17 protein-coding genes are annotated in these 17,495 nt (G+C 68.4%); 13 read left to right on the forward strand and 4 right to left on the reverse strand.

Going from position 1 to position 17,495, the window contains the following annotated elements; translation table 11 throughout:
- Positions 1 to 12: 12 nt before the first annotated feature.
- Entirely contained in the window at positions 13 to 267 is a 255-nt protein-coding gene (locus A5782_RS02540; RefSeq protein ID WP_067094646.1) for a DUF2631 domain-containing protein, read from the reverse strand.
- 110 nt (positions 268 to 377) lie between these two features.
- Between A5782_RS02540 and dxr the strand changes: the two genes are divergently transcribed.
- The 13 genes from dxr (at position 378) to A5782_RS02605 (ending at position 14,985) form a co-directional block, all read left to right on the forward strand.
- Positions 378 to 1,601, forward strand: a complete 1,224-nt coding sequence (gene dxr, locus A5782_RS02545) for a 1-deoxy-D-xylulose-5-phosphate reductoisomerase (RefSeq protein WP_067094649.1) — start codon at positions 378 to 380, stop codon at positions 1,599 to 1,601.
- 19 nt (positions 1,602 to 1,620) lie between these two features.
- Positions 1,621 to 2,844, forward strand: coding sequence for an RIP metalloprotease (locus tag A5782_RS02550; RefSeq protein ID WP_067094651.1), 1,224 nt, complete (start codon positions 1,621 to 1,623; stop codon positions 2,842 to 2,844).
- A 22-nt stretch (positions 2,845 to 2,866) separates the two neighbouring features.
- Positions 2,867 to 4,045, forward strand: a complete 1,179-nt coding sequence (gene ispG / locus A5782_RS02555; protein ID WP_067094654.1) for a flavodoxin-dependent (E)-4-hydroxy-3-methylbut-2-enyl-diphosphate synthase — start codon at positions 2,867 to 2,869, stop codon at positions 4,043 to 4,045.
- 55 nt (positions 4,046 to 4,100) lie between these two features.
- Positions 4,101 to 4,955, forward strand: coding sequence for a GNAT family N-acetyltransferase (locus A5782_RS02560; RefSeq protein WP_067094657.1), 855 nt, complete (start codon positions 4,101 to 4,103; stop codon positions 4,953 to 4,955).
- Between the two features lie 139 nt (positions 4,956 to 5,094).
- Complete coding sequence (locus tag A5782_RS02565; RefSeq protein WP_067094660.1) at positions 5,095 to 6,909, forward strand: penicillin-binding transpeptidase domain-containing protein; 1,815 nt, start codon at positions 5,095 to 5,097, stop codon at positions 6,907 to 6,909.
- Positions 6,910 to 6,964: 55 nt separating this feature from the next.
- Positions 6,965 to 7,549: a DUF1707 domain-containing protein gene (locus A5782_RS02570; RefSeq protein ID WP_067094663.1), complete on the forward strand. Its 585-nt coding sequence runs from the start codon at positions 6,965 to 6,967 to the stop codon at positions 7,547 to 7,549.
- Between the two features lie 32 nt (positions 7,550 to 7,581).
- Positions 7,582 to 8,439, forward strand: coding sequence for a type I methionyl aminopeptidase (gene map, locus A5782_RS02575; protein ID WP_067094666.1), 858 nt, complete (start codon positions 7,582 to 7,584; stop codon positions 8,437 to 8,439).
- 25 nt (positions 8,440 to 8,464) lie between these two features.
- A complete protein-coding gene (locus tag A5782_RS02580) occupies positions 8,465 to 9,982 on the forward strand; it encodes a cobyric acid synthase (RefSeq protein ID WP_067094669.1) in 1,518 nt (505 codons plus the stop codon).
- Positions 9,983 to 10,112: 130 nt separating this feature from the next.
- Positions 10,113 to 10,664: an alpha/beta hydrolase gene (locus A5782_RS02585; RefSeq protein WP_067094805.1), complete on the forward strand. Its 552-nt coding sequence runs from the start codon at positions 10,113 to 10,115 to the stop codon at positions 10,662 to 10,664.
- 20 nt (positions 10,665 to 10,684) lie between these two features.
- On the forward strand, positions 10,685 to 12,079 hold the full coding sequence (locus A5782_RS02590) for a glutamine synthetase family protein (protein ID WP_067094673.1): 1,395 nt from the start codon (positions 10,685 to 10,687) through the stop codon (positions 12,077 to 12,079).
- Positions 12,045 to 12,836: a gamma-glutamyl-gamma-aminobutyrate hydrolase family protein gene (locus A5782_RS02595; protein ID WP_231986576.1), complete on the forward strand. Its 792-nt coding sequence runs from the start codon at positions 12,045 to 12,047 to the stop codon at positions 12,834 to 12,836. Before A5782_RS02590 ends, A5782_RS02595 begins: the two co-directional genes overlap by 35 nt.
- Position 12,837: 1 nt before the next feature.
- Positions 12,838 to 14,202 (forward strand): aldehyde dehydrogenase, encoded by a 1,365-nt coding sequence (locus A5782_RS02600; protein WP_067094679.1) that lies wholly within the window; start codon positions 12,838 to 12,840, stop codon positions 14,200 to 14,202.
- Positions 14,203 to 14,205: 3 nt separating this feature from the next.
- A complete protein-coding gene (locus A5782_RS02605; protein WP_067094808.1) occupies positions 14,206 to 14,985 on the forward strand; it encodes a 3-oxoacyl-ACP reductase in 780 nt (259 codons plus the stop codon).
- Here A5782_RS02605 and A5782_RS02610 read toward each other — a convergent pair.
- The 3 genes from A5782_RS02610 to A5782_RS02620 all read right to left on the reverse strand — a co-directional run bounded on the left by A5782_RS02610 (position 14,982) and on the right by A5782_RS02620 (position 17,471).
- On the reverse strand, positions 14,982 to 15,935 hold the full coding sequence (locus A5782_RS02610; protein ID WP_067094682.1) for a PPE family protein: 954 nt from the start codon (positions 15,933 to 15,935) through the stop codon (positions 14,982 to 14,984). The genes A5782_RS02605 and A5782_RS02610 overlap by 4 nt on opposite strands.
- A 124-nt stretch (positions 15,936 to 16,059) precedes the next feature.
- Positions 16,060 to 16,515 carry a hypothetical protein gene (locus tag A5782_RS02615; protein ID WP_231986572.1) on the reverse strand — a complete coding sequence of 152 codons (456 nt, stop codon included), beginning with the start codon at positions 16,513 to 16,515 and terminating at the stop codon, positions 16,060 to 16,062.
- 107 nt (positions 16,516 to 16,622) lie between these two features.
- On the reverse strand, positions 16,623 to 17,471 hold the full coding sequence (locus tag A5782_RS02620) for an oxaloacetate decarboxylase (RefSeq protein ID WP_067094688.1): 849 nt from the start codon (positions 17,469 to 17,471) through the stop codon (positions 16,623 to 16,625).
- Positions 17,472 to 17,495 lie beyond the last annotated feature (24 nt).

A 17,495-nucleotide genomic window follows, 5' to 3' on the forward strand; every position in this document is an offset into this window, starting at 1 on the left:
CCGGGCTAACTGCTACCTGATCCAGCCGCGGCGGCGGCCCCACAGGTCGCGAATCAGGAAAACGAGGACCAGCGCCGCAAACCCGATCAGGAACCAGTTCTCGATGTGGCCGACGTGGTTGCCGCGCAGCATCGCCAGCAGGAATCCGAAGCCGATCAGGCCGGCAATGTGCCAGGTGCGGTGGTTGATCCTGCTCCACCCCCACGCTGCCGACGGCACCTCGACGGCGTCGACGCCGGTGAAGTGCTCCACCTCGGTACTGGCCACGGCGAATCCCCTTCGGATCGGATTGCTTGTCGAACCCAAATTCTGGCACACCCCCCGTCGGGCCCGCGGGGCATGGCCCCCGCCGGTGCCGGGCGGCGCACAATGAATGAGTGACCAACCCGACGACCGACGGGCAAACGCGGGACCGGCTGCGTGTGCTGGTGCTGGGCAGCACCGGCTCCATCGGCACCCAGGCGCTCGACGTCATCGCGGCCAATCCGGACCGTTTCGAGGTGGTCGGCCTGGCCGCGGGAGGCGCCAACCTGGACACGCTGTTGCGGCAGCGCGCCGCGACCGGTGTGACCAACATCGCGGTCGCCGACGAACGCGCGGCGCAGCGCGCCGGCGACATACCCTTTTTCGGCCCCGACGCGGCGACCCGGCTGGTCCAGGAGACCAACGCCGACGTCGTCCTCAACGCGCTGGTGGGGGCGTTGGGCCTGCGGCCCACGTTGGCCGCGCTGGAGTCGGGCGCCCGGCTGGCGCTGGCCAATAAGGAATCACTGATCGCCGGTGGTCCGCTGGTGCTGCGAGCCGCCAAGCCGGGGCAGATCGTGCCCGTCGATTCCGAACATTCCGCGCTGGCGCAATGCCTGCGTGGCGGGGCCCCCGAAGAAGTCGCCAAGCTGGTGCTGACCGCTTCTGGCGGCCCGTTCCGCGGCTGGACCGCCGCCCAGCTCGAGGACGTCACCCCGGAGCAGGCCGGCGCCCACCCGACGTGGTCGATGGGCCCGATGAACACCCTGAACTCGGCCTCGCTGGTCAACAAGGGTCTGGAGCTCATCGAGACCCACCTGCTGTTCGGCATTCCGTATGACCGCATCGAGGTCGTCGTGCACCCCCAGTCGATTGTTCATTCGATGGTCACCTTCGTCGACGGCTCGACCCTCGCGCAGGCCAGCCCCCCGGACATGCGGCTGCCGATTTCGCTGGCCCTTGGCTGGCCACAGCGCGTCCCCGGCGCGGCGGCCGGCTGCGACTTCAGCAAGGCCTCTAGCTGGGAATTCGAGCCGCTGGACCATGACGTTTTTCCCGCCGTCGAGTTGGCCCGGCATGCCGGACAGGCCGGTGGCTGCATGACGGCCGTCTACAACGCGGCCAACGAGGAGGCGGCGCAGGCCTTCCTCGCGGGCCGGGTCGGTTTCCCCGGGATTGTCAAAACCATCGCCGACGTGCTGCACGCCGCCGACCAATGGGCGCCCAAATTTGGCGAAGTACCCGCTAACGTGGATGAGGTACTCGACGCGCAGCGCTGGGCACGTGAGCGGGCGCAGCGTTCCGTCGCACAAGCCCAGCCCGCCGGCGTGTCAGCAAAAGCCTCCGGAATCGTGTGAGAAAGGTCCTGCAGCGGAGATGATGTTCGCTATCGGCATTGTGCTGTTCGCACTGGCCATCCTGATTTCGGTGGCTCTGCACGAGTGCGGGCACATGTGGGTTGCGCGCGCGACCGGCATGAAGGTGCGACGGTATTTCGTCGGTTTCGGCCCCACGCTGTGGTCGACCCGCCGCGGTGAGATCGAATACGGCGTCAAAGCCATTCCGCTCGGCGGCTTCTGCGATATCGCGGGGATGACCTCGGTGGAGGAACTGGCGCCCGACGAGGCCGACCGCGCCATGTTCAAGCAGGCGGTCTGGAAGCGGGTCGCGGTGCTGTTCGCCGGCCCTGCCGCGAACTTCGTCATCTGCCTGGTGCTGCTCTACGGCATCGCGCTGATCTGGGGGCTGCCCAACCTGCACCCGCCCACCCAGGCGGTCGTCGGCGAAACCGCTTGTGTGGCACCGGAAGTGGCTCCGGGCAAGATCGCGGACTGCGCCGGTCCGGGGCCGGCGGCGCTGGCCGGAATCCGGTCCGGCGACGTCATCGTCAAGGTGGGGGACACCCCGGTGTCCACCTTTGAGGACATGGCCGCCGCCATCCGCAAGGTGCACGGCAACGTCCCGATCGTCGCCGAGCGCAACGGCACTCGGATCACCACGTACGTCGACGTCACGACCACCCAGCGCTACCTGACCAACGGGGCCGGCGGGCAGGGCGGTCAGCCGCAACCCTCGACGGTCGGCGCCATCGGCGTCGGCGCCGTCAAAGTCGCGCCGGCGCACTACGGGGTGTTCAGCGCGATCCCGGCCACCGTCGCGTTCGCCGGCGACCTCACCGGCGAGGTGGGCAAGGCGCTCGTCACGATCCCGACGAAGGTCGGTGCGCTGGTGCACGCCATCGGCGGCGGGCAGCGCGACCCCCAGACGCCGATGAGCGTCGTCGGGGCCAGCATCATTGGCGGCGACACGGTCGACCACGGGTTGTGGGTGGCGTTCTGGTTCTTCCTGGCCCAGCTGAACCTCATCCTGGGCGCGATCAACCTGGTGCCGCTGTTGCCCTTCGACGGCGGTCACATCGCCATCGCGGTGTTCGAGAAGATCCGTAACCTGGTGCGGTCGGCCCGGGGCATGGTCGCGGCCGCCCCGGTGAACTACCTCAAACTCATGCCGGCGACGTACGTCGTGCTGGTGTTCGTGGTCGGCTACATGCTGCTGACCGTGACCGCCGATCTCGTCAACCCGATCAGGCTCTTCCAGTAATGAAACCGAAGGAATCAACACAGTGACCATTGGCCTGGGCATGCCGGAAGCTCCGGCGCCCACGCTTGCCCCTCGACGCACGACGCGCCAGTTGATGGTTCGCGACGTCGGCGTCGGCAGCGACTACCCGATTTCGGTGCAGTCGATGTGCACCACCAAGACGCATGACGTCAACACGACGCTGCAGCAGATCGCCGAGTTGACCGCGGCGGGCTGCGACATCGTCCGGGTGGCCTGCCCGCGTCAGGAGGACGCCGACGCGCTGGGCGAGATCGCCCGGCACAGCCAGATCCCGGTGATCGCCGACATCCACTTTCAGCCGAAGTACATCTTCGCCGCCATCGACGCCGGATGTGCTGCGGTGCGGGTGAATCCGGGCAACATCAAGGAGTTCGACGGCCGCGTGGGCGAGGTCGCCAAGGCCGCCGCCGCGGCGGGCATCCCGATTCGCATCGGCGTCAACGCGGGCTCGCTGGACAAGCGGTTCATGGAGAAGTACGGCAAGGCCACCCCCGAGGCGCTGGTCGAGTCCGCGCTGTGGGAGGCCTCGCTGTTCGAAGACCACGGCTTCGGCGACATCAAGATCAGCGTCAAGCACAACGACCCCGTGGTGATGGTCGCCGCCTACGAGCAACTGGCCGAACAATGCGACTACCCGCTGCACCTGGGCGTCACCGAGGCCGGGCCTGCCTTCCAGGGCACCATCAAGTCGGCGGTGGCCTTCGGCGCGCTGCTGTCGCGCGGGATCGGCGACACCATCAGGGTGTCCCTGTCGGCGCCGCCGGTCGAGGAAGTCAAGGTCGGCATCCAGATCCTCGAATCGCTGAACCTACGCCCGCGCGGGCTGGAGATCGTGTCGTGCCCGTCGTGCGGTCGCGCCCAGGTCGACGTCTACACGCTGGCCAACGAGGTCACCGCCGGACTGGACGGTCTGGACGTGCCGCTGCGCGTCGCCGTGATGGGATGTGTCGTCAACGGTCCGGGCGAGGCCCGCGAGGCCGACCTCGGCGTCGCATCGGGAAATGGCAAGGGCCAGATCTTCGTTCGCGGCGAAGTGATCAAGACCGTGCCCGAAGCCCAGATAGTCGAGACGCTGATCGAAGAGGCAATGCGGCTCGCCGCTGAAATGGGTACGGAGATCAACAGCGATGAGGGACCGGAAGCAACATCCAGCGGTTCACCTGTAGTCACCGTAAGCTGATAAAGGCCAGCGCCCGGTACTGGTCCGAGAGTTCGCACCACAGAGAGTTCGCCATATGTCGGCTCCGCCCCTGTTCCGCCTTGTCGGTGAGCGACGGGTGTCCGTGGTGCGCGACGCGGCCGCTGTGTGGCGGGTGCTCGACGGCGATCCCGTCGCGTCATGCATGGTCGCGGCCCGGGTGGCCGACCACGGAATCGACCCCAATTCGATCGGCGGCGAACTGTGGACGCTGCGCGGCGCTGACGAATCCCTGTGCTTCGCCGGCGCCAACTTGATCCCGCTGCGCGGTTCGCCGGCCGATCTGAGCGCGTTCGCCGACGAGGCCATGCGCGGGACGCGGCGCTGCTCGTCGCTGGTCGGCAGGGCCGACCTGGTGATGCCGATGTGGGAGCGGCTCGAGGCGGCCTGGGGCCCGGCTCGTGACGTGCGCGACCGCCAGCCACTGCTGGCGTTGTCCAACCACCCCAGCTGCGACCTCGACACCGGTGTGCGGCAGGTCCGGCCCGAAGAGCTGGACGCCTACCTGGTGGCCGCCGTCGACATGTTCATCGGCGAAGTGGGTGTTGACCCGCGGCTCGGCGACGGCGGACGCGGCTACCGGCGGCGGGTGGCCAGCTTGATCACGGCCGGGCGCGCCTGGGCGCGGTTCGAACACGGCCAGGTCGTCTTCAAGGCCGAGGTGGGCTCGCAGTCCCCGAGCGTGGGCCAGATCCAGGGGGTGTGGGTGCACCCGGAGTGGCGCGGACTGGGCCTGGGCACCGCCGGTACCGCTACGGTCGCCGCGGTGATCGTCGGCACCGGGCGAACCGCCAGCCTCTACGTCAACGACTTCAACACAGTGGCGCGCGCCGCCTACGCCCGCGTGGGCTTCACCGAGATCGGCACCTTCGCGACGGTGCTACTCGACTAGCGCCGCTGCGTGCGGACCGACCCGCGGGTATGCGGCTGCCCGCACATTCGGCACAAAATGGCCGCGCTAGAGCGCATAACGGTCCGGTCTCGGTGTGTCTGCGCTGCTGTTGATGCTGCAGTTCTTAACATCAGCACCGATGGTAACTACAACAACACTGGCCTCATCCGCCTCCGGGCTGCTTCTGGTCGCGGCCGTCGCCCTGTCCGGATGCACGCCGCGGCCCGATGGCCCGGGCCCGGCCGCGGAGAAGTTCTTCCGCGCCCTGGCCGTCGGCGACACCGCGACCGCCGCGCAGCTCAGCGACAGCCCCAATGAGGCCCGCGAAGCCCTGAACGCGGCGTGGTCCGGTCTGCAGGCATCCCACCTCGACGCGCAACTCCTGAACTCGAAGTACGCCGAGGACAGCGGCACGGTCGGCTACCGCTTCACCTGGCACCTGCCCAAGAACCGGACCTGGACCTACGACGGCCAGCTGAGGATGGCCCGCGACGAGGGGCACTGGGCGGTGCGGTGGACCACCACCGCGCTGCACGCCAAGCTGGGCGAGCACCAGACGTTCGCGTTGCGCGCCGATCGACCGCACCGCGCGTCGGTCAACGAGCTCGGCGGCAGCGACGTGCTGGTGCCGGGTTACCTGTACCACTACACGCTGGACGCCACCCAGGCCGGACCCGCCCTGATCGGGACGGCGCACGCGATCGTCGACGTGCTGCACCCCTTCAACGGGGCCCTCAACGATCCGCAGCTGCTCGCCGAACAAGCCAGCTCGACGCCCCACCCGGTGGATCTGGGGGTGACGCTGCACCCGGACGACAACGACAAAGTCTTCCCGCTGGTCGGGCGGCTACCCGGTGTCGTGGTCACGCCCCAACCCGAAATGCTGCCCACCGACCCGCATTTCGCGCCGGCGGTCATCTCCGCGGTGAAGAAGGCCGTGGTTGACCAACTCGACGGCGAGGCGGGCTGGCGGGTGGTGAGCGTCAACCAGAACGGCGTCGAGGTCGAGGTGCTGCACGAGGTCGAAGGATCGCCGGCGCCGTCGGTGTCGATCACATTGGACCGGGTGGTGCAGAACGCCGCCCAGCGCGCGGTCGACAACAAGGGTGGCAAGGCGATGATCGTCGTGATCAAACCGTCGACCGGAGAGATCCTCGCGATCGCGCAGAACGGCGGGGCTGACGCGGACGGTTTGCCCGCCACCAACGGCCTGTTCCCACCGGGGTCGACGTTCAAGATGATCACCGCGGGCGCTGCCGTCGACCGCGGCATGGTCACGCCCAACTCGATGCTCGGCTGCCCGGGCCACCTCGACATCGGGCACCGCACCATCCCCAACTACGGCGGCTTCGATCTCGGCGTGGTGTCGCTGTCGCGGGCATTCGCCAGCTCGTGCAACACGACGTTCGCGGAGTTGGGCAGCCGGATGCCGCCCCGCGGTCTGACCCAGACGGCCGCCCAATACGGGATCGGCCTCGACTATGCGGTGGACGGCGTCACCACCGTGACGGGGTCGGTGCCGCCGACGGTGGACCTGGCCGAGCGCACCGAGGACGGTTTCGGCCAGGGCAAGGTGCTGGCCAGCCCGTTCGGCATGGCCCTGGTGGCGGCCACGGTCGCCGCAGGCAAGACACCCGTGCCGCAACTCATCGCCGGCCGGCAGACCGCGGTCCAAGGGGACACCACGCCGATCAGCCCGACGATGATCGATGCGCTGCGGCCCATGATGCGGCTGGTGGTGACCAACGGGACCGCCAAGGAGATCGCCGGCTGCGGCGAAATCTATGGGAAGACCGGTGAGGCCGAGTTCCCGGGCGGATCGCACTCCTGGTTCGCCGGCTACCGCGGCGACCTGGCCTTCGCCTCACTGATCGTCGGGGGCGGCAGCTCAGAGTGGGCGGTTCGGATGACGAAATTCATGTTCGAAGCGCTGCCGCCGAACTTCCTGGCTTAGCGCCGGTCGCAAGCGCGCCGAGTACCCCGCGCCGCATCGGCGGTAAATTGCGAACATGACGGATGCCGGCGGCGACATGGTGGCTTTGCGGGTCTCCGACGCCGACCGCAATGGCACGATGCGGCGACTGCACAACGCCGTCGCGCTCGGGCTGATCGATATCGACGAGTTCGAACAGCGCTCGTCGCAGGTGTCCTACGCCCGGACCCGAGGTGAGTTGGACGGTCTGGTCGGCGATCTGCCGGGACCGGGCGCCATCGTCACCTCCGCGGCCGACCGGGTGGAACTGCGGGGATGGGCGGGTTCGCTGAAGCGCCACGGCGAATGGATGGTGCCCAGCCGCCTGGCGCTGGTCCGTCGGCTGGGTTCGGTGGAACTCGACCTGACCAAGGCCCGCTTCGCCGGGCCGGTGGTGGTCATCGAACTCGATATGAGATTCGGCTCGGTGGAGATCCGATTGCCCGACGGCGCCGGCGCGTCGATCGACGACGTCGAGGTCTACGTGGGCAGTGCCAGCGACCGGCGCAAAGACCCACCTGGTGAGGGCAGGCCGCACGTCGTGTTGACCGGGCGGGTGGTGTGCGGCTCGGTGGTCATCCGGGGGCCGCGCCGCTCGTTCTTGCGCCGCCAGCGGCTCTGATCGGGCAGCAGGGCCGCGGTTAAGCTGGTCGCATGCCTGCTCGCACCGCGCTTTCCCCCGGAGAGTTGTCCCCGACTCTGCCGGTGCCCGGCCGTATCCCGCGGCCGGAATACGTCGGCAAGTCCACTGCCCAAGAGGGCAGCGAACCGTGGGTGCAGACACCCGAGGTGATCGAGAAGATGCGCGTCGCCGGCCGGATCGCGGCCGGCGCGCTGGTGGAGGCGGGCAAAGCCGTCGCACCCGGGGTGACCACCGACGAACTGGACCGCATCGCCCACGAGTACATGGTCGACCACGGCGCCTACCCCTCCACGCTGGGCTACAAGGGCTACCCGAAGTCGTGCTGCACGTCGCTCAATGAGGTCATCTGCCACGGGATCCCCGACTCGACGGTGATCGCCGACGGCGACATCGTCAACATCGACGTCACGGCCTACATCGACGGCGTGCACGGCGACACCAACGCGACCTTCCTGGCCGGCGATGTCGCGCAAGAACACCGGCTGCTGGTGGAGCGAACCCGGGAGGCGACGATGCGCGCCATCAACGCCGTCAAGCCCGGTCGTGCGCTCTCGGTGGTCGGCCGCGTCATCGAGTCATACGCAAACCGGTTCGGCTACAACGTCGTTCGTGATTTCACCGGTCACGGTATCGGTACCACCTTCCACAACGGCCTGGTCGTCCTGCACTACGACCAGCCGTCGGTGTCCACCATCATGCAACCGGGGATGACGTTCACCATCGAACCGATGATCAACCTCGGCAGCCTGGACTACGAGATCTGGGATGACGGCTGGACGGTGGTCACCAGGGACCGCAAGTGGACCGCGCAGTTCGAGCACACCCTGCTGGTCACCGACACCGGCGTCGAAATCCTCACCTTGCCATGACGTTTGCCGCGCGTCCGCTCGCCGGATGACCGGAGCCCTGCTGGTCGCGGGCACCAGCTCCGACGCCGGGAAATCGGTGGTGGTGGCGGGCCTGTGCCGGTTGTTGGCCCGGCGCGGGGTCCGGGTCGCCCCGTTCAAGGCGCAGAACATGTCCAACAACTCCGTGGTGACCGTCGAAGGCGGCGAGATCGGCCGCGCCCAGGCGATCCAGGCGCGCGCGGCCGGGCTGGAACCCAGCGTGCGATTCAACCCCATCCTGCTCAAGCCGGGCAGTGACCGCACCTCGCAGCTGGTGATCAAAGGTCAGGTCGCCGACTCAGTCAGCGCGAAAAGCTATGTCCGGCACCGCGATCGGCTCGCATCCCTCGTCCTGGACGAATTGACCTGCCTGCGTGACGAATTCGATGTGGTGATCTGTGAGGGGGCGGGTTCGCCGGCCGAGATCAACCTGCGCGCCACCGACCTGGCCAACATGGGACTGGCCCAGGCCGCGAAGTTGCCGGTGCTCCTGGTCGGCGACATCGACCGCGGCGGCCTGCTGGCGCACCTGTTCGGGACGGTGGCGGTGCTCGAGCCCGACGACCAGGCGCTGATCGCCGGTTTCATCGTCAACAAGTTCCGCGGTGACCCCGCGCTGCTCGAACCCGGGTTGCGCCTGCTGCACGACATGACCGGCCGGCCCACCTACGGTGTGCTGCCGTATGCCGACGAACTGTGGCTGGACGCCGAAGACTCGCTGTCGGTGGTCGCGCACCGCGTCATCGGCACGCCCGCACCCCCGTGCGGCGACGAGTGGCTGCGGGTGGCCGCGGTGCGGCTGCCGCGGATTTCCAACTCCACCGACGTCGAGGCGCTGGCCTGCGAACCGGGTGTGCTGGTGCGCTGGGTGACCGACCCCGCCGACATCACCGACACCGACCTGGTCGTCCTCCCCGGCAGCAAAGCCACCGTCGCCGACCTGTCCTGGCTGCGCGATCACGGCCTGGCCGCCGCGATCACGGCGCACGCCCGTGCCGGCAAGCCGGTGCTGGGAATCTGCGGAGGTTTTCAGATGCTGTGCAGTCGCCTAGACGATCCGGTGGAATCCGGGGCCACGGGAGTGCCCGGGCTGGGGCTGCTCGACGTTGACATCGCGTTCCATCCCGACAAGACCGTGTGCCGCTGGCAGCGGCCGCACGACGGCCCGTTGGCCGGATACGAGATCCATCACGGGCGGGTCACCCGCTGCGGCGAGGAGCGCTGGTTCGACTCCGATGCTGATCCGCAGCCGCAGGGAGTGGTGCGCGGCGCGGTCTTTGGGACCCACTGGCACGGCGTGCTCGACAACGACGAGTTCCGTCGCGCGTGGCTCACCCGGGTCGCCGACGCGGCCGGCCGCGGCGGCTTCATGGTCGGCGACACCAACGTCGCCGCCCGCCGCGATGCCCAACTCGACGTCGCCGCGGATCTGCTGGCGTCCCATCTCGATATCGAGGGTATTCTCAGCCTGCTTGATGGTCCACCGCCACAGCGACCTCATCTTGCAAGTCACTTGCGGCCGTAAGACATTCGCGCCGATCGTGGCGTGAACGTCGCTGTTGACGGTGCGGCCCAAAAACCAGGTCTGCGTACCAGATGCCGAAGAATCGTCGCGCACACCTGCCGTTTGGTTGTAGCGTGCTGGGGTGTCCTCGATGATGACCACTCTGGACGGGTTCCCCGTGCCGGTGGTCGTGGCCGGTCCGGAGAACGGCGTCGTCGTCGTCATACTGGGCGACGAGGACCGCGTCCCGGCGGCGTACGACGCCGTCTGCGAACGCCTGCACACCGCATCGCTTCGGACGGTCGTGGTCGGGTTCGATCCGCGCCTGACTCCCAAGTCGGTCATCGGCATCCTCGACGCGCTGGGCATCGGGTGGGCCGTGGTCATGGGCGACCGGGCCGGCGCCGAGCTCGCCTGGGAATTGACCGCGACGCGGCTGGGCCGGTTCGTCGGATTGGTGGTGATCGACCGCGGCCATCCGCGGGCAGCCGATTACGAAGGCGCCATCACCGACGGACATTGCCCCCCGGTGGAGATCGGCACCACCGTGCTGGTCAGCTCGCCGGCCGCCCGGGCGGTGGCTCAGGCCAGCCAGCGCTACGTCTATTCCGATTACCGGGTGGTGCACCTGGGGCGGCGCAGCGTGCAGGAGTCCACGGCGCAGCTGGCCGCCGAGATCATTTTGCGCACCAGCACCTGGTAGCGCCTGGTTGACTGACGGTCATGGCCTCCGAAGATCGTGCTGTGACCGATCCCGCTGCTGCGATGCTGTCGTTGACCGCACTCGAACGGCTGGTAGGCACCGGCGAGGTGGACACCGTCATCGTGGCGTTCGCCGACATGCAGGGCCGGCTGGCCGGGAAGCGGATCGACGCGCGGTTGTTCGTCGACGAGGTGGCCGCCCACGGCGCCGAGTGCTGCGGATATCTGCTCGCGGTCGACGTCGACATGAACACCGTGAGCGGCTACGCGATGTCGAGCTGGGACACCGGATACGGCGACACAGTGATGACGCCCGACCTGTCCACCCTGCGGCGGATCCCCTGGCTGGCCGGGACGGCGTTGGTGATCGCCGATCTGGGCTGGGCCGACGGCGGCCCGGTCACCGTGTCACCGCGGGCCATCCTGCGCCGCCAGCTCGACCGGTTGGCCGAGCGCGGCCTGGCCGCCGACGTCGCCACCGAGCTGGAATTCATCGTGTTCGACGAGCCCTATCGCCAGGCGTGGGCCGACGGCTACCGCGGGTTGACCCCGGCCAGCGACTACAACATCGACTACGCGATCTCGGCGTCGTCGCGCATGGAACCGCTGCTGCGCGACATCCGGCGGGGAATGATCGGCGCCGGCCTGCACTTCGAAGCCGTCAAGGGCGAATGCAACAGGGGGCAGCAGGAAATCGGTTTCCGGTACGCCGACGCGTTGGTCACCTGCGACAACCACGTCATCTACAAGAACGGCGCCAAAGAGATTGCCGACCAGCACGGCAAGAGCCTGACGTTCATGGCGAAATACGATGAGCGGGAAGGGAACAGCTGTCACGTTCACCTCTCGCTGCGTGACCTGCAGGGCGGTGCGGTGTTCGCCGATCCCAGCCGCCCGCACGGCATGTCGCCGGCATTTTGCAGTTTCCTGGCCGGCCTGCTGGCCACCCTGGGTGACCTCACGCTGTTCTATGCGCCGAACATCAACTCCTACAAGCGATTCGCCGACGGCAGTTTCGCGCCCACCGCGCTGGCATGCGGATTGGACAATCGCACCTGCGCGCTGCGGGTGGTCGGTCATGGTCCCAACATCCGGGTCGAGTGCCGGGTTCCCGGCGGTGACGTCAACCCGTATCTGGCGGTGGCGGCCATCGTCGCCGGCGGGCTGTACGGTATCGAACGGGGCCTGGAATTGCCGGAGCCCTGCACGGGAAATGCCTACCAGGCTCCCGGCGTCGAGCGGCTGCCCGCCACCCTGGCCGAGGCGGCCTCGGTGTTCGAGCAATCGAGGGTCGCGCGGGACGTGTTCGGCGACGACGTCGTTGCCCACTACCTGAACAACGCCCGGGTGGAGTTGGCGGCATTCAACGCGACGGTCACCGATTGGGAGAGGATGCGTGGGTTTGAACGCCTCTAGATCTGATGGTGGCGACCCGCTGCGTCCGGCCGCACCGCGCCCGGTGGTCGGCCTGACGACGTATCTGGAGCGGGTGCAGACCGGCGCCTGGGACATCCGCGCCGGGTACCTGCCCGCCGACTACTTCGAAGGCGTCATCCTGGCCGGCGGAACCGCGGTGTTGCTGCCGCCGCAGCCGGTGGACGCCCAGACCGTCGACTCGGTGCTGGACAGCCTGCACGCGCTGGTGATCACCGGGGGATACGACCTGGACCCCGCCAGCTACGGCCAGCAACCGCACCCGACCACCGACCCGCCCCGCACCGACCGCGACGCGTGGGAGTTCGCGCTGTTGCGGGGCGCGCTGCAGCGGGGACTGCCGGTGCTGGGAATCTGCCGCGGCGCACAGGTGCTCAACGTCGCGCTGGGCGGCACGCTGCATCAGCACCTGCCCGACGTGCTCGGGCACAGCGGGCATCGGGCGGGCAACGGCGTGTTCACCAGATTGCCGGTGCGTACCGTGGCGGGCAGCCGGCTGGCCGCACTGGTCGGGGAGTCCGCCGATGCGCCTAGCTATCACCATCAGGCCATCGACAGGGTGGGGGACGGCCTGGTGGTCAGCGCGTGGGATGCCGACGGCGTCGTCGAGGCGCTGGAGCTGCCCGGGGACAGGTTCGTGCTTGCCGTGCAATGGCATCCGGAACAGTCGCTGGAGGACCTGCGGTTGTTTGCCGCGATCGTGGACGCAGCGCGGTCATACGCGGGACGCGTGAGCTGAGTTGAGCACGGCGCAGCTGATCAACCCGGCGACCGAGGAGGTGCTGCGCTCGGTCGAGCACGCCGACACCGCCGCCGTCGACGACGCGGTGGACCGGGCGCGGGCGGCCCAGCGCAGGTGGGCGCGGTTGGCCCCGGCCGAACGGGCCGCCGGCCTGCGGGCCTTCGCGGCCGCCGTCGACGCGCATCGCGACGAGCTGGCGGCACTCGAAGTCGCCAACTCCGGGCACCCCATCGCGTCGGCCGAGTGGGAGGCCGGCCACGTCCGCGACGTGTTGAACTTCTACGCGGCCAGCCCGGAACGGTTGTCCGGCAAGCAAATTCCCGTGGCCGGCGGGCTGGACGTCACGTTCAACGAACCGATGGGCGTGGTCGGCGTGATCACCCCGTGGAACTTCCCGATGATGATCGCGTCGTGGGGTTTCGCACCGGCCCTGGCCGCCGGCAACGCCGTGCTGGTCAAACCCGCCGAGTGGACCCCACTGACCACGATCCGGCTCGCCGAACTGGCGGCCGAATCGGGACTGGACGCCGACCTGCTGCAGGTGCTGCCCGGCGAGGGCGCGGTGGTGGGGCAGCGGTTCGTCACCAACCCCGGGGTCCGCAAGATTGTGTTCACCGGGTCGACACAGGTCGGCAAAAAAGTGATGGCCGGCGCGGCCGATCAGGTCAAGCGGGTCACGCTGGAGCTCGGCGGCAAGAGCGCCAACATCGTCTTCGCCGACTGCGACCTCGAGCGCGCCGCCGCGAGCGCACCGGCCGGGGTGTTCGACAACGCGGGGCAGGACTGCTGTGCGCGCAGCCGGATCCTGGTGCAGCGCAGCGTCTATGACCGGTTCATGGAGCTGCTCGAGCCCGCCGTCACCCGCGTCGTCGTCGGCGACCCGGCATCCCGGGACACCGAGATGGGTCCGCTGGTGTCGGCGACGCACCGCGACAAGGTCGCGTCGTATGTGCCCGACGGCGCCCCCGTCGCTTTTCGTGGCACCGTGCCGGCCGGCCGCGGATTCTGGTTTCCACCAACGGTTCTCACCCCGCAGCGCACCGATCGCTGCGTCACCGACGAGATCTTCGGCCCGGTCGTCACCGTGCTGGCCTTCGACGACGAACACGATGCCATCACGCTGGCCAACGACACCAGCTACGGGCTGTCCGGATCGATCTGGACCAACGACCTGTCCCGCGCGCTGCGCGTCTGCAGGGCGGTCGAAGCCGGGAACCTGTCGGTGAATTCGCACTCGTCGGTTCGGTTCAACACCCCGTTCGGCGGCTTCAAGCAGTCGGGGCTGGGCCGTGAGCTGGGCCCGGATGCGCCGTTGCACTTCACCGAGACCAAGAACGTGTTCATCGCGATCGGAGAGGAGTAGGTGGTGACGGTCGATCTCACCCAACGATTGGCGGGCCGCGTGGCTGTCGTCACCGGCGCCGGCGGCGGCATCGGGCTGGCCGCGGCGCGACGGATGCGCGCCGAGGGCGCCACCATCGTGGTGGGCGACATCGACGCCGACGCCGGTGGCGCGGCCGCCGACGAACTATCCGGCTTGTTCGTGCCCACCGACGTGTCCGACGAGGGCGCGGTCAACGCCCTGTTCGACACCGCGGCGCAGGCCCACGGGCGCATCGACATCGCGTTCAACAACGCCGGCATCTCACCACCCGAGGACGACCTCATCGAAAACACCGAACTGCCGGCGTGGCAACGCGTCCAGGACGTCAACCTCAAGTCGGTGTACCTGTGCTGCCGGGCTGCCTTGCGGTACATGGTTCCCGCGCAGCAAGGTTCGATCATCAACACGGCGTCGTTCGTCGCCGTCCTGGGGTCGGCGACCTCGCAGATCTCCTACACCGCATCCAAGGGCGGGGTGCTGGCCATGTCACGCGAGCTGGGTGTGCAGTTCGCCCGGCAAGGCATCCGGGTGAACGCGCTGTGCCCCGGGCCGGTCAACACCCCGCTGCTGCAAGAGCTTTTCGCCAACGACCCCGAACGGGCCGCGCGCCGGCTGGTGCACGTGCCGGTGGGCCGCTTCGCCGACCCCGACGAAATCGCCTCAGCGGTAGCGTTTTTGGCCAGCGACGACGCGTCATTCATCACCGCTTCGACGTTCATGGTCGACGGCGGGATCAGCGCGGCCTATGTCACCCCGATTTAGCCACCGTACTCATTGGCCGCCTGTGAGCCGGGCGCCTCGCTGACCGCGACCAGGCGGATGGGCTCGCCAGCCCGGTCCCCGCGCAACCGCTCCATCATCGGGGCGGCGGCCGACCAGGCGCGCGGCACCGACAGCGCGCCGAGCGGTGTCGCGCGGCCGAAGCGCGTGTTCACGCTGTTAGTGCCGGCCGGCTTTGGGAAGAGCGATTGCAGGGCCGCCGTCTTGTTCAAGGAATTCAGGTTGCCGATCGCGAAATCTGACGGCGCGGTCACCGAATTCAATTTCGACAGCGACACGGTCACCGGGGAAAGGGACGCTTCGATCGTTTTCAGTGGCGAAGACGACAGATGTCGGAGAGCGTCGGGTATCGCCGACATCACGTCGCCGCCGGCCGACACGACGTCCGGCGCCGACTGCAGGGCCCAATTAGGTTTGGCCACAACGGTATTGCCGGGCGGAGCGGGGAAGGGAGTGATCGTCGCGGCACCGACCGCTGCCCCGGCGTAGGCGTACATGGCGTCGGCGTTTTGCGCCCACATCGCGTCGTACTCGGCATCGACGTTCGCGATCGTCGTGCTGTTGTGGCCCAGACAATTCGTCGACACCAGCGACCTTCGTTGCGTGCGGTTGGCCGTGATCGCCGATGGCGGCACCGTTGCCGTGAAGGCCGACTGGTGCGCTTCGGCCGCCGCCTCGAGCTGGTAGGCCGTGTGCTCGCTTCGGGCTGCGACGGCGTCGAGCCAGTCAACGTACAGTGCGGCGGCTTCGGTGAGCGGGCTCTCGTGGCCGCACGCCAGCTTTGCCGTCACCGCCCGGTAGTCGGCCGCCGCGGTGAAGAGCCGCGTTGCCAACGTGTCCCACGCCGCGGCGGCGCGCTTCATCGATCCCGGGCCGGGGCCCGAGTACATCAGCCCGGAGTTGATTTCCGGAGGTAGCGTCGCGAAATCCATTACAGCCTCTGCCTGACTGCGGTATGAGTTGTGCCCGAAAACATGAGGAGTCCTCTTTCACGAGATAGCCACGGGGGTTACAAGCCGTTGGGCGATTACGTGTTGCGGAAAACGGGCGCAGCCCTCAGCGGCGGGCGACGCAGATCTGGGTCAAGATATCTCGATCGGACGGAATGGCCGCGGGTGCACGGGATTGGACGCCGCCGGGCGCAAACCCTATCGGGATGAACGACAACGACGCCGGCGTGAGCATCGATTGTGGTGACAAGCGGTTCCACAGCTGGGGCCGTTCCTTCGTCGCCCAGGTGCTGTGGAACGGCTTGTTGTTGGTTTTGTTGGCCGGCGCCGCGGACCGCGAAATCGCCAGGGCGGGCGGGCTACTGGCTGACGGGCGACCGGGCGTCGGCCCGGCGGACGCGCCGATGTTTCCCGCGGACCACGCCGCGGGCTCCGGCAGCGCCGTCGCGGCGAAGCCGGATCGCAGCGCCGAGCCGGTGATCAGGGCGACGAACACCCCCAGCGCTGCGACAGTCGCGATGGCCCGCTGCCATCGCCGAGTGTCGCCAACACCCCGGAACATCACAGTGCACCGAATGTATAACGCCGAACCTGGTGAACGGTTCCAGCGAGCTGTGAACTCAATCCGAGTCTGTTGTGTATTTCCGCACGTAGCGCGCTTGTCGACGGTCAGTGATCGGCAGGACGGGGATCGATGAGCTCGTTGAAGTCGGCGACGGAGTGAATGCCGTGGACATAGCTGAACGACCCTTGATCGAGCACTTCATGTGCGGCACGCACGACGGCGGTCAGCCCGGTGCGGCAAAACGAGGTGCCGATCGACACCCTGCGCACCCCGAAATCCTTGAGCTGGGCGAGGGTGAAGCGGGTCGGCCCGAACCCGGCAACGTAGTTAAACGGTTTGGTGACGCTGCTGCAGGCCAGGCGCAGCGCCGCTTCGTCGGGCAGGCCGGGCGCGTACAGGACATCGGCGCCGGCCGCTTCAAAAGCCTGCAGCCGCGACACCGTGTCGTCGAGGTCGGGCCGCCCGCGGATGAAGTTCTCCGAGCGGGCGGTCAAAGTGAAGGGGTAGGGCAGCGCTCGGGCGGCTTCCACGGCGGCCTGAATGCGCTCGATCGCCAGCTCACGCGCGAAGATCGGCGCGTCGGAGTCATAGGTCGCGTCTTCGATCGAGGCCCCGGCCAGACCGGCCTCACCCGCCCGGCGCACGGTTTCGGCCACCGCCTCGGGGGCCTCGCCGAATCCGTTCTCCAGATCCGCGGTCACCGCAAGGGCTGTCGCCCCGACGATGGTGCGGGCGTGTTCGAGCGCTTCGTCCCTGCTGACCGCGCCGTCACCGTCACGTCTGCCCAATGAGAACGCCAGGCCGGCACTGGTGGTCGCCAGTGCTTGGAACCCGAGGTTCGCGAACAACCGGGCGGTTCCGATGTCCCAGGGATTGGGGAGCACGAGGATCTCGTCGCCGGTGTGGAGGCGACGGAATTGTTCGCCGCGACGGGTCCGTTCGGTGTCATCCATAACCAGTCCGATCTGGGGAGTCTG

Source organism: Mycobacterium sp. 852002-40037_SCH5390672 (genome assembly GCF_001665875.1).
GTDB lineage: Bacteria > Actinomycetota > Actinomycetes > Mycobacteriales > Mycobacteriaceae > Mycobacterium.

What these genes read in the sequence shown, in the direction of transcription:
- A5782_RS02550 (WP_067094651.1), top strand. Translation starts at nt 1,621, where the DNA reads ATGATGTTCGCTATCGGCATTGTGCTGTTCGCACTGGCCATCCTGATT.
- A5782_RS02560 (WP_067094657.1), top strand. Translation starts at nt 4,101, where the DNA reads ATGTCGGCTCCGCCCCTGTTCCGCCTTGTCGGTGAGCGACGGGTGTCC.
- A5782_RS02565 (WP_067094660.1), top strand. Translation starts at nt 5,095, where the DNA reads ATGGTAACTACAACAACACTGGCCTCATCCGCCTCCGGGCTGCTTCTG.
- A5782_RS02570 (WP_067094663.1), top strand. Translation starts at nt 6,965, where the DNA reads ATGACGGATGCCGGCGGCGACATGGTGGCTTTGCGGGTCTCCGACGCC.
- map (WP_067094666.1), top strand. Translation starts at nt 7,582, where the DNA reads ATGCCTGCTCGCACCGCGCTTTCCCCCGGAGAGTTGTCCCCGACTCTG.
- A5782_RS02580 (WP_067094669.1), top strand. Translation starts at nt 8,465, where the DNA reads ATGACCGGAGCCCTGCTGGTCGCGGGCACCAGCTCCGACGCCGGGAAA.
- A5782_RS02585 (WP_067094805.1), top strand. Translation starts at nt 10,113, where the DNA reads ATGATGACCACTCTGGACGGGTTCCCCGTGCCGGTGGTCGTGGCCGGT.
- A5782_RS02590 (WP_067094673.1), top strand. Translation starts at nt 10,685, where the DNA reads ATGGCCTCCGAAGATCGTGCTGTGACCGATCCCGCTGCTGCGATGCTG.
- A5782_RS02610 (WP_067094682.1), bottom strand. Translation starts at nt 15,935, where the DNA reads ATGGATTTCGCGACGCTACCTCCGGAAATCAACTCCGGGCTGATGTAC.
- A5782_RS02615 (WP_231986572.1), bottom strand. Translation starts at nt 16,515, where the DNA reads ATGTTCCGGGGTGTTGGCGACACTCGGCGATGGCAGCGGGCCATCGCG.
- A5782_RS02620 (WP_067094688.1), bottom strand. Translation starts at nt 17,471, where the DNA reads ATGGATGACACCGAACGGACCCGTCGCGGCGAACAATTCCGTCGCCTC.